Source organism: Methanocalculus sp. MC3, assembly GCF_054767395.1.
Map to the genome: position 1 here is coordinate 534948 of NZ_BAABMP010000001.1, position 14657 is coordinate 549604.

The window sequence follows — 14657 nt, forward strand, 5'->3', positions numbered from 1 at the left end:
TAAACTTTTTTTTTTTATACAGCTATTAACCGGAAGAATGCCTTTGACGCCATTGCAGACCTTACCGATACCTGCCAGGTGCTCTACTTCACCTGCCAACCGGAGACGGTTGTAATGGAGATGCATTGTGCCCTACCAAGCCACCATCCTGATCATCCAACCATTGTAAAAAAACTCTAAATCTCGTGATCTCTCAATAATACTCCTTGATATATTCATACGCCCGCTCAAATAGATCCTGATCCTGGTGGAGCTTATATTTAAAAAGCGTCTTACGCAAGGCCATTTTTACTTCGCGTTCGCCTGCATGTGTATTTTGCCATCCGTCAAACCGGACGAAACGCACAATATCGTCGATATCATTGACTACCCGCTCCACTATGATGGGTGTCTCTGAATTTTTAACCTCCTCAAAGAGCTCGGTCAGTGCGGCTTTCCCTTTTTCTTCTCGCTCAACTGGTGGCTGGAGCCGGTGGGTGGAAACAACATCACGTGCCAGGTTGAGGAGCTCTTTAAGAAACTCCACGCTTGTAATCAGCCCCTTTTCATGACGTTCTTTTAAGTCTTCAAGGCGTTCTCCGAGCGGTCTGAAACGAGGATCATTGAGGTGTTTGCGTAACCACCGGGATACTTTTATCTCAATTTCTTTTGCCTTCTTATGCGGATCTGGTGTATTGAGAACTGCCTCAAGAAGGTCTGCATCAAGAATGAGTGTGTCGAGATCATCCCGGACTGTATCGACATGAACATGACTATGAATCAGATCGATTGTCTTAGCGCCAAGTGCATGCCAGAGGAGACGTCCACTGCCGGATGATGGTTTGACCGATTCGTACACTTGTGAAAGCCAGCGATAGTCAGTTTCATACTCGTTAAGGATGGGATCAGGCGATATCGCTTCCCATAGACGGCTGAGATAACTGTAATCTCGGGCATAATTATCACGGATTTCATTACTTGGAAGACATTCTTGAGCTGCGATCAAACCTTCGTATCCAGAGATAAAACGATCAACTCCCTGAAAATATCCTAAACATTTCTGCATGGCTTCAGGTAGTTTTTCTTTGAGCTCTCTTAGATTCGTAATAACATGAATGATACCTTCATCATCAAACTGAATTGCCTGGGCAACGTCATCAAAAACTCCAAGGTAATCAACTATCAGCCCATGAGTTTTTGTATCGCCATATGGTCTGTTTGTACGACAGATTGCTTGGAGAAGAGTGTGGTCACGCAATGGTTTGTCAAGATACATCGTCTGTAAAATTGGTGCATCGAAACCGGTGAGTAGTTTGGATGTGACAATCAGTATTTTCAGTGGGTCTGCGGGATCACGGAAACGATCAAGGAGTTTCTCCTCAGCATCCCGTTCTCGACGATATGGTAAATACCCCTCTTCACCACTGTTGACCGTCATGACAATGTCTGATACATCAGGAGATAGAAATTCATCCAGAGTCTTTTTGTAGAGAACACAACTCTCACGGTCGAAAGTAACAACCTGAGCACCAAACCCGGAGGGTTTTACCTTCTCCTGGAAATGTTTGGCAATATCGGAACCGATCATCTGGATACGTTCAGGAGACCTCATAAACTCGGCCATCTTTGCAGCTTTGTGAGCAAGTTGTTCTCTATCGAGATCACTGAGACCACCTGTAAGTTCTTTAAATGCTTCATCGATGGCTTCCTTATCAATACGAATTTCAATTAGCCGTGGCTCAAAATGCAGTGGCATGGTTGCTCCATCCCGGACCGATTCATCGAATCTGTACCTGCTCAAATAACCGCTTTCATCCTCGATTGCGCCAAATGTATAGAACGTGTTTCTATCTGCCCGATTTATTGGAGTTCCGGTGAGCCCGAAGAAGAAGGCATTCGGGAGAGCAGCCCGCATTTTTCGCCCAAGATTTCCTTCTTGAGTGCGGTGGGCCTCATCCACCATGAGAATGATATTATGACGTTCATTAAGGATGCCGTCTGCTTCAGCAAATTTGAAGATTGTTGTGATGATAATCTTCCTGATATCCTGAGCCAGTAGTTGTTCAAGTTCCGGTCTGCTATCTGCCTTTATCAGGTTTGGCGTCTCTGCGGCATAGAATGTACTTGAGATCTGAGTATCAAGGTCGATACGATCAACAACTATTATTACTGTGGGATTCTTGAGAGCGGGGTGAAGCCGTAATTTGCGAGCTGCAAAGAGCATCAGCAATGACTTTCCAGATCCCTGAAAGTGCCATATAAGCCCTTTTTTTGGGTTGCCGGCCACAACCCTGTCGACAATTTTGTTGACTCCATCGTACTGTTGGTACCTGGCAACAATTTTTATCCGACGTTTCTTCTTATCTGTCGCATATATAGTGAAGTTTTTCAGGAGATCAAGCAGCACATGTGGCCGTAAAAGAGCGTCGATTGCTTTGTCGATCTTCTGAAGAGATGGGGTTTGTGAGTCGGCTTCAATACGCCAGGGTCCCCAGAGCTCAACCGGAAGACCAATCGATCCATATCGAAACTCCTTTCCCTCAGTGGCAATGGAAAGAAGATTTGGTACAAAAATTTCCGGTACATTTCGTTCGTAATCATCATGAATCTGAAGTGCACCATCAAGCCAACTCTGGCTTGGTCGAACAGGTGTCTTTGCCTCGATAATTACTAACGGAATACCATTTACAATAAGCACAATATCCGGCCTTTTCTCAGTCTTTCCGGCTCGGTAAGTAAATTGTGAGGTGACATAATATTGATTCTTTGACAGGTCGTCGAAGTCAAGAAGTCGTATGGTTACATGTTCACCATTTTTGCCAAATGGCATTGATCGCTCGCCAGTGAGCCATGCAGCAAACTCCTCATTCGCTTTTATCAACCCGTCGGCTCGAACACCCATGATAATGGCTCGGAGCTTATAGAGAACATCATCAGCTCTGTTTGGTTGAGCGGCAATATCGGGATTGAGCCTGATTAAGGCCTGACGTACCCAGTGTCCCACCAAAACATCCTGTGGCTGGCGAAGTAGATCAATTGAAGCAACATGTTGCCAGCCGATGCCTCTGGAGATGTAGTTGCCACTCGTTTCTCTGGTTGTGTTGGCTCTGCTGGGCCGGGTGGAACCTGCCAGACGATCCCGGATGTAGGCTTCGACGGTGTTTGATTCGTTGAAGATCATCGATTACCACCGCTTTGCTTTATGATCGTATCACCATTAGTGAAAATTTGATTTATTAATTTCATTTTTATTAATTTTGTTGCTGCGATATCTTCATAAGCGTTGGTTAGAATTGTAGCGATTTTCGATAATAATTTATTAACCTGTTTAATTTCCTCTTGTGGAGGAATTGCTATGATGAATGTTTGAAGATCTTGTTTTGTAATCGCTTCGAAAATCGATCCCGCTGCAATCCTGTGTAAATAATCTATATGGCTTTCTATATAATTTATGGTATAATCAGTTAAATTTTGATCTATGCAATGAATTGCTGAAATACCTCGACCGATACAGACATCACAAAGAGCAATATTCACTTCTCCAACAGGTGCTCGAACAGATATTAATATATCTCCTTCTTTAGCAACTTTCAAGGGTTTTGAACAGTATTTTGATATTATTGGATGTTTGTTTCCAAATTCAGTTACGCCCTGAATAAAAGGGAGGCCATAACCCGAATCATTGTAACTTGATGACGGAGGTGATTGCCCCATTATTATATGGAAGAGATTTGTGTTAGCAAAATTTGTTGTTACCCATGTTTTTGGGATCATTCCAATTCCCTCATTATGCTCAAACTCTGTATGGCCAATTCCTTTAGTAAATAAATTCTTCATCAATCTCTTCTTTAGCCTCTCTGTTTCACGAATGAGAATCTCTTTTGTATTGATACAATTTTCCATCGCAGAAAGAACTTTGACATATTCCTTCTGCTCCTCCAACGGCGGCAGAAGGAATTGTTCTTTAGCCAATGTCTTCCAGTTTATTGTGGGTGAGAGAGAGCCAACTGAGATTTCCTTTGCTCTCTCCATGAAGAGATCACTTTGCATAAAATATGGTAAATATTCAGGTTGCACAACATCTGGACAAGCACGAAGCACCATAGCATGTGCTGAACAGATTCCATCAAAGTCAGCAACAGCTACTTTTCTCTGATACACTCTTCGACGGCCAAAAATAATATCGCCTTTCTTAAACAGAAGTTTTGTGGCTCCTACATCTGATGGAGAACCCCAACGGCGAATTTTTAATGAGTCTGGATCAAGGTGCTCAAGACCAACATAATATTCTACATCGGCGCTTGATGGTTTGTCTATACGATCATTGACCATCGTAGCCATCTCATCAAAACGCCAATATTTCCACCCTTCCTTAAGCACTTCAGTCATGCTGCACTTCCTCAGATATGAGATCATCCAGCATCTCGACCATCTCATCCATCTCCTGCCAGAACTCTCTCCCATTCGCCTCAAATGCTGTCCAGATCTTCTTCAGATCATGGCTATCATCATAAGAATTACTATTTCCATTCGGCCGTACATATCGTGGAATTGAGAGATTCCCTCCCTTTTCAAGTACTTCTTCGATGGTTGCGACCTTTGCAAAACCAGGTTCGTCTGAAAACGCCTGATATGCTGTTAGAATCCGCTTTTGATTCTCGGCACTCAGGAAACTCTGTGCTCGCTCTCTTGTGATTTCATGGACTGCATCGATGAAAAGGATCTTTCCCTTTCGCTCCTGAGGCTTCTGCGTCTTGCAAATAACTACACAGGCCTCCATAGGCGAGTTGTAGAAGAGATTTGGTCCAAGTCCCAGAACACATTCAAGCAGATCAGACTCAATGAGTTTTCGCCGCATCTCGGCCTCCTCATTTCTGAAGAGTACACCATGAGGGAAGAGTATTGCACATCGCCCTGTTTTTCCGTTTAAACTCTTCAGGATATGCTGAAAAAAGGCATAATCTGCCCGACCTTGAGGAGGAGTGCCCAAGAAGTTCCGGCCCCATGGATCGCTCTGCCAAGCTTCACGGTTCCACTTCTTTATCGAATATGGGGGATTGGCAAGAATCACATCGAATGTCCGTAGCCGATCACGCTCAATGAAAGCCGGGTTGGTCAGAGTGTTTGCTGCAACTATTCTGAAATCCTCCACTCCATGTAACACAAGGTTCATTCGCGCAATAGCAGCTGTGATCTGGATCAACTCCTGACCATAGAGACCGAGAGTTCTGACATCTCCGTTCCGCCTTTTCACCTCTGCAAGTGCTGAGATAAGCATTCCACCTGTCCCAACAGTCGGATCATATATTGTCTCACCCGACTGTGGTTCCAGCATCTGTGCCATAAGGTGGACGAGTGTCCGGTTCGTATAAAACTCCTGAGCAGTATGGCCGCTGTCATCAGCAAACTGCTTGATCAGATATTCATATGCGTTTCCAAGTTCATCTTCGGGAACGGCACTCAGACTCAGACAGTGCCTTGAGAAATGCTCGATGAGGTTCTTAAGAGTCTCATCTGGCATCTGAGCCTTGTCAGTCCATGAGGCATTGCCAAAGACTCCGCTGAGTCGCTCAGAATTTGCAGCTTCTATGGAACGAAACGCGGTAAGCAGTGCTCGACCAACATCCTGTGTGGTATTCCGGACTTCTGGCCAATGAGCGCCCTCAGGTATTCTGAACCGATCATTCGCAGTGTCATAAGCAAATGTTGTATCTCCTGTCTCAGCAAGTGCACTCTGATATTCTTCATCCCAAACATCAGAGAGTCTTTTGAAGAAGAGTAATGGAAAGATATACTGTTTGTAATCCCCTGCATCAATTAGGCCACGGAGGAGTTTAGCAGCACCCCAGAGATATGATTCGAGTTGTTGTTGACTCAGGTGCTCGATAGCGGCATTCATTTAATCCATCCTCCCTCGATAAGCACCCTGCGGAGCTCTTCCTCTGCATTACGGGCCTCTGAGAGTGCTTCTTTGAATGCAGCAACAGCTTCTGGAAGTGGAGGTATCTCCTCTTCAATGGGTGGTTGGACATAGCGTGTGATATTCAGGTTCCAACCTTCATCCTTTATCCGACTCACTGGAATGACGGTGGCCTGGTGTTCCACATCAGAAAAGTCCTGTACCCAGGTGACAATTAGTTTGACATGTTCAGGGTCAAGGAAATTTTGAGCACGTCCTCGCCGAAAGAGGTTAGATGCATCAATGATCAAAACCTTCTCTCTCCGCTCAACCGGCTTATTATTCCGGAGGATTACTACAGCTGGAGCAAGACTTGTCCCATAGAAGATATTTGGTGCGAGTCCAATGACAGCCTCAATTAAATCCCCCTCAAGAAGTTGCTTCCTGATGGCTCCTTCAGCCCCCTTTCGGAAGAGAGCGCCTTGAGGCAATACTACAGCCATGCGTCCCGATATGGGAGCCATGGACGCAACCATATGCTGAACCCAGGCATAATCACCGTAATTAGCAGGAGGCAAGCCATAGATTGTTCGTCCCCAGGGATCTGATTCCCAGACTTCCCGACCCCACTCCTTAAGCGAAAAGGGAGGATTTGCAATGACACAATCAAAGGTTGCAAGACCTCCAGTGCTGGAGTCAGTGAACGCTGGGTTTCGGAGCGTGTCCTCTCTCACAATCTGAAAATCCTCTATACCATGTAAGACCAGATTCATTCTTGCGATTGAGGCGGTTGTAAGGTTCTTCTCCTGACCAAAGATTTTACCAAAGAAGGTCCTTGGATCTCCATCGGCACGCTGGACATGCTCAATTGCTCCAAGGAGCATACCTCCGGTTCCACAAGCTGGATCATATATACTCTCACCCTCTTTTGGATCCAGAATATCAACCATCATACGGACGACACTTCGTGGAGTATAGAACTCACCCGCCTTTTTGCGTTTGGTAATATCTGCAAACTTCCCGATGAGGTACTCATAAGCATCACCAAGGATGTCCGAACCAACAGCTGTGTTTCCAAGAGATACTTCCGAGAGCCCTTCTATCAGATCCTTCAGGATCTCATCAGTCAGCATCTCCCGGTTGCCCCAATCGGCCGCTGTACCAAAGACACGATAGAGAGTGTCAGGGTTAGCCAATTCGATCTCTCTCATTGCGTGGGCGAGCGCCTCCCCAACATTGATCGGAGTCTCCCGTATATCACGCCAGTGACAACCTTCAGGGACATTGAATCTGTGTACTTCCGGAAAATCAACAGGATCAACATCGCCAAATATTTTTGCTGCCTCCTCTCTTTCCTCATCCCAAACATCGCAGATTCGCTTGAGGAATAACAATGGAAGGATATAGGCCTTCCAATCTGTTCGATCTACTGCGCTGCCACGAAGGATCTCGGCACAGTTCCAGAGGTGGGATTTAAGACCTTGAAGAGTTAGCGTCACAGTATATCACCCTGAAGTGAAGGTTTGATTAATACATGATTCCGTTGTTTTTTCTTTAAATATGGGCAATTACCAAAAGGACTGCTATTCGGTAGTAGGATCTTTGAATTGTAAGTCATCATTTCCCCTCCAGATGATTCATTAAATCTGTGAGTGAGTTGCACATATCTTCATACTTTTTCTGTCTCTGAGCATTCAATGTTTCAAGTTTGTTTGTTTCTCTATCAAAGTCAAGAGAAATATCAAACTCAGGTAATTGTGTTATATAATCTGATACCTCAAGAGCGAAGTCCCTATCCGCTATCTCCTTAATTGAGCAGACTCTACTAAATCCATCACTATCACTAAAGGAGTTGTAGGCCTTCACGATTGCCGAAATATCTTCATCCCGGAGGATATTTTGCGTCCTTCCTGGGAGAAAACTCCTGGATGCATCAATAACTAACATCTTGTTTTTACGGCTCGGTGATTTATTCCTCTTGATGATAAGTAAATTAACTGGTACTGCCGTCTGTGGATAGAGTAGTTTTGGAGGGAGCCGTATGACTGCCTCAATGATGTCGGCTTCAATTATTCTTCTCCTGATATCCCCTTCACTCCTTTTTCTAAAGAGCATTGAGGGTGGAACACCCACAACAAGTGTGCCATCATCTGCTAATGATGCAATGCAATGTTGAAGATAAGCTAAATCTCCTTGTGTGGTTGGTGGAACACCATAAGTAAACCGACCATAGGGATCGTATTGAGCAATATCTTCTCCCCAGTTTCTCACGCCAAAAGGAATAATCGAGATGATTTTATCAAATAGCTTCAGGTTTCGGCCATCAGCAAATCCAGGCTGTCGTATGATATCTCCATTATAAACCTGAATGTGATCCTCTCCTGCTATGAGCATATGTAAATGTAGTAACTGGGCAGCGTCTCTGATTTGTGTCTGAGCAAATAGATTGGGTTGTGCATTTTCACTTTTGTTTTTTGCAATGGTTGCTGCACGGAGAAGAGTAATGCCACTGAAACTGAATGGATCTAAGATCTTATCGTCTCTCTGCAAATCACATAACATTGAGAGTAGTGTCGCCAGATTATCGGGTGTCTCGATATCTCCCCTTGCCTCTTTCGAGGATATAATCGACTCTCTGAGTTTGATGCAGATGTTATGTAAATCAAGTGGGTCATTTTGTATAAGACCCGCGAAATCAATCGTTGATACAATTGAGATAATCGATTGTAAAAATCGGTTCCAGCTCTGTTGCTCACCAAAACTTCCTGGATGGTAATTGAGATCAGAAAACCACCCTTTATATTCAGGATAATCAGCCTCTATCCGGGAAAAAGTGGCATTTAAAATCGTTCCGAGTTCAAATTTCTCGGCTTCCAATTCTTTCCATCTGACAATATCATCACCTCTTCGATCTGAAAGAGATTTTAAACCCAATATTCCAAGAACATAAGGATAGGCTTCATTCAAGGCCATATATGATCGGGTCTGATCAAAAATGTTCCAGATTTTTTTTAGGGTGTCATCAAAGAAGGAATTCATCGGTTCACCCCCAATGAACGAAATATTACATAGTCACGGATCTTCCTCACGGATGCCTCTTCGTGATGAAGTAAATGTAGATAGTCTTCTGTATTCTTGAGATAATGTTGTACTTGTTGTTGAGTCTCTATTGATGGTAGTGGGATTTTGATACCAAGAAGATCTTTTTTATTTATTGAAGGGGTGATCACTCCACGAGCATTTGATGCTATCGTATGCTGCCCTTCCGGACTATTGAGATAGGCAGCAACAACCTCTGGGAGTGCCTTATTTGGATCAAGTCGAAGACCAATGAGATTAGTTGTGAACAGGAAACCTTGAGATGATGTGTCAATAATTCCAACCTTAAAATTGGGTCCTCGAATGGCAATCACCAAATCCCCTTCTTTAACATAACTCTCTGGTTTTATTCTTGGACTCGTAATAACCCGTTTATCGAGTGATGTGGTGTCAACCCGTCCATCAATAATATCTTTGATATTTATTACACTATAGACGTCTTGTTCATCTGGATTTGGTATTCGAGCTGCTACACCAGTTATCAGATCAGTAGTTATTTCGTTTAATTTAGTCATTGTATTCATCAATCATCAACCCCTAACTCTACATGCAATAATTAGTAGGGCTCTACTAAATATCGTATGTAGAGTCAATGTCGTGTGAGATAATAAATGTTTCCTCTATTTTCCTCACCCCCAGATTCTAGATAATCTTTTTACCAGTCGCATGAAGATACCGGGTATGTAGGAGAGGCGACGATCAAGCGGATACTGGTCGCAGCAGATCCGCTCACCTTCTATGACACGTATGGCGACGCCGTCTTCCTCACACGGGATGAGATGGTAGCATATCTGGAGAATCAGGAGAAGTGGAAGGCCACTCGGGTCAGGAAGGGTAATGAGAGCCGGAAACGGAACTGGATAGCACTGGAGCTTGAGGATATCCGGGCATATGAAGCGGTCAGGAAGCCGGAGCGGTTTGTGCCGGTTGGAGGACAGTATCTAAGGGATTAATGACAACACTCTGACCAGACTTAAATGAAGATCATCAATATCGTCTGCTCCGGCGATCTCCATCAGACAATTTTATTTCAGCGGCTGGAGGAACTCCCATCAGATTCCTACAGGTATGATCCCGAGCAGTACCATGGGGCATATATCCTCATCTCCGGCGGCAAAGTCACTCTGTATCGAAGTGGGAAGTATATCATTTATGGCCTGAAGTCCCTTGACCAGGTCGACGGAGCTTTTGAAGAGTTCCTCTCCATCATCTCTTCCATCATCGATTGTGCGGCGGCATCCGATCCATTGTCGGTGCCGAAAGTGCAGAATATCGTCGGGATGGAAGATTTCGGAATACCTATCAACCTCTCCCGGTTTGTTATCGCAGAAGGAATGGAACAGGTCGAGTATGAGCCTGAGCAGTTCCCCGGTGTCGTCTACCGGGGTGAGATAGGAACTGCCCTCATCTTCTCATCGGGGAAGGTGATCTTCCCCGGTTTTAAAGAGCTTGATGTGATGGCGGCTTTTGCGGATGATCTGAAGGAGAAGGTTGATCGGATCTGAGAGGTGGTGCCAATTCACGGCCGTACCATGAGACCTCTCTTATCGTCCTCATCTCAGCTTTATCCTTACTCCCCTATGAAAAATCACTGAGAGATTTAACTCTGGTTATTGGGGATATTTTGTCATTTTTAGGGTAATATAAGCCTATTATGAGCCATGTTGGTTGGAGTGAATGCATGCCTACGAAAAAATATAGGTTCTTCTCTCTCATCTCGCTGAAAAACTTCAGGTGGAGCTTTTCCCAGAGGAGTTGCAGATCCTGGTATTTTCTCCACCAGCTTCGATATGATTCAAATAGCTCCCAGTCAAGGCATTTAATGTCGTGAGTTTTTCCATCAGCACACCCATCGCATCTGAATTCATAGGCAAATGGATGAGGGAGATCCGCAATAATCGGTATTCTTTCACTGGTCAGGGACTGTTGATATTCTGTTGAGAGGGGAGGCTCCTGTAATGGTTCCCTTGTATAAAATCTTAGAATTTCAGTTGGTTTGATGAGACCAAGGGATGTTTTATCTGTTTTATACTGTTCCATAAGATCTTCAAGAGAAGGAGCAACTTTTGGCAGCAAAATCCGGTTTCTCTCATCCCATGGGGCGTGTCCCGCTCTCTTCCCGGAGGAGAGCGATTGATCGAGTACCCGGATCGAGTCGGGGCGAACCCGATAACTCTCCTTTCTTCCCAATTTCTCATCGGTTGCCTTTTGACAATCCACCTCTATCCAGTCATATCGACTGATTTTTTGAGAGCCGGTAAACAATGAAAAAGGCATAGGATATAATCGAATCCACTCCCCTTCATCCGTTACTCCAGCAGTACACACCGATGAACCGTGCTTTTTGCTTTTTTCCGGATATGCCTTCACTGTGACAAGTACCTTCTTCGTCTTCCAGGTCACAGGTCAACAACCTCCAACCCCTCCTCCCGGAATCGTTCTGCGATAACTCCCCGGTGGCAGTCGGAGGCTTTTGCCTCAAAGCAGAGGAGTGCCACTTTCTCATCTTCTGCTATGGTTTTGATGGTATTGAGATAGGCCGCTTTTTCACCCAACTCCTGATGGTATTCATGGAAGAGTTGTGCATATCCTTCATCAGTGAGGTTCTGCCGCCGGGTGCTCTGGATGCCAAGTTCAGGCATATGGAGATAGGTGATTCCCATATGTTGTAGGTAATTGGAGAGCTGGTTCTTTGAGAAACCATATTTCATACTGAACGCATTCCTTCGCACGTCAATTACTTTTCCGACTTTTGAATCGATGAGCATCGAGAGGAAACGATCAATACTTTTTCCCTCATATCCGATTGTGACAACGCCGGTCTCATCCCTCTCATATGTTTGCCGCTTCTCAATCTCAGAAAAAATGGTGGTTTCCGGATAGTGTGAATAAATATGGTCAATGAGTTCCTTCTCGGTTTTATCACCAAACTGGCGTACTACCTGATCGATTGCCCTCTGGATGGAACGATCAGGGAGTGGACACTCCTGATTGAGGGACGTCACCATCGTATTTGTTTCAAGCAGGTACCCGTCCCTCTCCAGATGGCTAATATCTGTATATAGCTGGAATGAAAACGGGCCATACCTGTATGGAACAAAATCATAAAGGGGATTATCCTGTGATGCCAGGAATAGTAATTTGACCAATTGTAATTTGGTAAGGCTTTGTTTTTTACCAAGCAGGTATAAGAGAGCCCGCTTCTTTTTCGTTATCATAATATAAGGAATGATTCACATTTTAGCGCTTATAAAACTGGCGGGTAGGATGTGAAAGTGATGAAAATTGGATAATTGGATAATTAGATAAGTAAGTGGGTGAAGTTGATTCTCTGTCCTATCTCCCCTTCCCTTCCTTTCCTCTCCCTCCTCACTTCCTCTCAAGCATCTTCCTCACATCGCTCGCCCGGTACCGGAGGGTGACCTCGCTCGTCCGCCCCTTCGCCTGCCGGATCGTGATCCTGATGAGGGCATAGGTGGCAAGCGACCTGAGGAGCTCATAGAAGGTGGTATAGGAGATGGCGTGAGCGGGGGGCTCGGTCTCGGGATGATGGAGCTCAGGGTACTCGTGTTCAGGGGTTTGGGTCTCTGTGAGGTGGTGCTCAGGGTGCTGTTGTTCATCCTGCATCCGGGCATCCGCTCCATGAGGGCCTCTGCCGGAGTCATATCCCGGCTCCGGCTCGGCACATGCCGCCAGCTCTCCTGATTGCGGTTCGGCGGCTCGTTGCGGCTGTAGTTTTTGGTACTGCTCACGGTGTTCCCGCTGATCTCCCTGCTCCCGCTGTTCCCGCTGTTGCCGCAGCCGTTCGTGGTGCCCGGCTGCCAGCACCTCCTGGAGCCGCGAGAAGATCCGGCCGGATGTCGGGGGCAGGGGCTCGAGATACTCTCTATACTCTCCATATCCTCGATATCCTCCATCCTCTCCATATCCTCGATATCCTCCATCCTCTTCAGACCTTCCATGCCCGCTATACCCGTTATACCCGCTATACCCGCTGGAGCCGTCATACTCCCCACGTTCCCCACGCTCCCCACGCTCCCGATACTCCCTCTCCTCCTCATACCTCTTCCTGGCTGCTATCTCGCTCTCCTCGACCATCCTGGCAATGACCGAGAGGAGCGTCCGCTCCTTTTCGGTGAGGACCGAGACGAGGCCCCGGAGGTGGGTGAGGCGGGCATCGCCGTAGGCGGCGGCAACATCCTCTTCGGTGACGGTGGTGTGGGCCGCCCGTTCGGCCCTGAGGATGGAGCGTTTCAGGAGGTCGATGCCGACCCGGAGATCGCCCGGCTCGGTTGACTTGGTCCTGTGGGTGATCAGGTCGAGGATCTCAGGCGAGATCACCCCCGGATAGGCCGCCTGCCGTGCCCTCTCTCTCAGGATGCCCCGGATCTGGTTTGCAGTATAGGGGGGAAAGAAGACCTCTTCTGAGCAGAGGCTCGAGATGACCGATGGATCCAGCCTGCGGGAGATGTCAAGTGCGAGATCGCTCTCGACAAGGATGACCGATACACGGCAGCCGGGATAGTCGAGGTGGATCCGCAGGAGCGAGGAGAGGATCTGGGTGTCGGTCCCCTCATGGATCAGGTGGTGGATATCGTCAAGGCAGACAAGAAGGACAGGTCTCCCGGATTCTCTCTGGTTTTGTCTCTGGGATTGTGCCGGTGCCTGCCTCTCTGATCGTTTTCCGGATTCTCTCCCGGATTCTCTCCTGGGCTCTCTCCCGGACTGAAGCGCCTTTGCGACGGCATCCACCAGTTTCCTGAGGGGAACGCCGGAGCTTGGGGGTGCATGGCCGACCAGTTCCCGGTAGATCGTGGAGAAGACCGCAAATGCAGTCCTGTTCTGCTGGCAGTTCACGTACACCGGGATCAGGGTCTGCGAGGCATCCCTGATCTGGGTGAAGAGATGATGGATGCAGGTCGTCTTCCCGGTACCGGGGAGCCCCCGGCAGAAGATATTCGCCGGCCGCTGCCCCCGGAGGCCCGGCCGGATCAGGAATGCCATCTCCTCAAGCTCAGGATCGCGGAAGAGCACCTGGTCGGGGATGTGGTCGCACTCGAGGATATCAAGGTCTTTTATGAGCGGCTTATCGGAGAAGGCGTGGTTTTTTGAGAATAATCGGGAACTGCTTTTAACAACCGATGAACTGGTAAGGCTTGTTTCTGTACTCATACCATTAAGGATGCAGTATGGGTAATAAGAGATGAACCGTGCACCCTGAAAGTGAATTGCCCCTTAATTAAAGCTTTTGCCGCTCGCGGAGTGAGGTGTGAAAGGGGTGTTGAATCACTACTCGCCCAACTTCCCCACTACTTACCTGCCACTGACCCACTACTTCCCCACTACTTACCTGCCACTGACCCACTACTTCCCCACTACTTACCTGCCACTGACCCACTACTTACCTGCCACTGACCCATTACTTACCCACTACTTCCCCACCACTTACCCCCCACTCATCCACCCAAAGGGGATCGATCACGATGCAACAACCGGATCATGAGGAGTGACAAAAAACAGGTGCGAAATGATAAAGGGCGGTGGGAGTGGACGAGTCACCAAACATCCTCCGGGGGGGCACTGCCATCCCCCTCCGTATGTCGGTGAAGGCGGCCTCGCGGCCACCAAGCGGGGCTGCTCGCCCCGCAATTGAGGATACCTGGCGCTTCGCGCCCATTTG

Annotated in this window: 10 protein-coding genes and 1 pseudogene; 2 read left to right on the forward strand and 9 right to left on the reverse strand. The window is 46.8% G+C overall.

Features of this window, described 5'->3' with window-relative positions; all coding sequences use genetic code 11:
• Positions 1-193 precede the first annotated feature (193 nt).
• The 6 genes from ACYUBO_RS02775 to ACYUBO_RS02800 all read right to left on the reverse strand — a co-directional run bounded on the left by ACYUBO_RS02775 (position 194) and on the right by ACYUBO_RS02800 (position 9501).
• Positions 194-3160: a type I restriction endonuclease subunit R gene (locus ACYUBO_RS02775; RefSeq protein WP_460372187.1), complete on the reverse strand. Its 2967-nt coding sequence runs from the start codon at positions 3158-3160 to the stop codon at positions 194-196.
• The gene (locus ACYUBO_RS02780) at positions 3157-4368 is read right to left on the reverse strand and encodes a restriction endonuclease subunit S (RefSeq protein WP_460372189.1); all 1212 of its coding nucleotides are present in this window, start codon (positions 4366-4368) and stop codon (positions 3157-3159) included. Before ACYUBO_RS02780 ends, ACYUBO_RS02775 begins: the two co-directional genes overlap by 4 nt.
• Positions 4361-5878, reverse strand: a complete 1518-nt coding sequence (locus ACYUBO_RS02785) for a type I restriction-modification system subunit M (protein ID WP_460372191.1) — start codon at positions 5876-5878, stop codon at positions 4361-4363. Before ACYUBO_RS02785 ends, ACYUBO_RS02780 begins: the two co-directional genes overlap by 8 nt.
• Positions 5875-7377: a type I restriction-modification system subunit M gene (locus tag ACYUBO_RS02790; RefSeq protein ID WP_460372193.1), complete on the reverse strand. Its 1503-nt coding sequence runs from the start codon at positions 7375-7377 to the stop codon at positions 5875-5877. The genes ACYUBO_RS02785 and ACYUBO_RS02790 overlap by 4 nt, the downstream gene beginning before the upstream one ends.
• Before the next feature lie 118 nt (positions 7378-7495).
• The gene (locus tag ACYUBO_RS02795; RefSeq protein ID WP_460372195.1) at positions 7496-8917 is read right to left on the reverse strand and encodes an N-6 DNA methylase; all 1422 of its coding nucleotides are present in this window, start codon (positions 8915-8917) and stop codon (positions 7496-7498) included.
• On the reverse strand, positions 8914-9501 hold the full coding sequence (locus ACYUBO_RS02800) for a restriction endonuclease subunit S (RefSeq protein ID WP_460372196.1): 588 nt from the start codon (positions 9499-9501) through the stop codon (positions 8914-8916). Before ACYUBO_RS02800 ends, ACYUBO_RS02795 begins: the two co-directional genes overlap by 4 nt.
• A gap of 141 nt (positions 9502-9642) precedes the next feature.
• Here ACYUBO_RS02800 and ACYUBO_RS02805 point away from each other — a divergent pair.
• Positions 9643-9930: pseudogene (locus ACYUBO_RS02805) on the forward strand (DUF365 domain-containing protein); the annotation flags it as partial.
• Between the two features lie 24 nt (positions 9931-9954).
• Positions 9955-10482, forward strand: a complete 528-nt coding sequence (locus ACYUBO_RS02810) for a hypothetical protein (protein WP_460372198.1) — start codon at positions 9955-9957, stop codon at positions 10480-10482.
• A 73-nt stretch (positions 10483-10555) separates the two neighbouring features.
• On the opposite strand, the gene ACYUBO_RS02815 is transcribed toward ACYUBO_RS02810, so the two are convergent.
• The 3 genes from ACYUBO_RS02815 to ACYUBO_RS02825 form a co-directional block, all read right to left on the reverse strand.
• The gene (locus ACYUBO_RS02815; protein WP_460372200.1) at positions 10556-11380 is read right to left on the reverse strand and encodes a DUF8758 domain-containing protein; all 825 of its coding nucleotides are present in this window, start codon (positions 11378-11380) and stop codon (positions 10556-10558) included.
• Complete coding sequence (locus ACYUBO_RS02820) at positions 11377-12195, reverse strand: DUF488 domain-containing protein (RefSeq protein WP_460372202.1); 819 nt, start codon at positions 12193-12195, stop codon at positions 11377-11379. The genes ACYUBO_RS02815 and ACYUBO_RS02820 overlap by 4 nt, the downstream gene beginning before the upstream one ends.
• A 151-nt stretch (positions 12196-12346) precedes the next feature.
• A complete protein-coding gene (locus ACYUBO_RS02825) occupies positions 12347-14149 on the reverse strand; it encodes an AAA family ATPase (RefSeq protein ID WP_460372204.1) in 1803 nt (600 codons plus the stop codon).
• Positions 14150-14657: the final 508 nt, after the last annotated feature.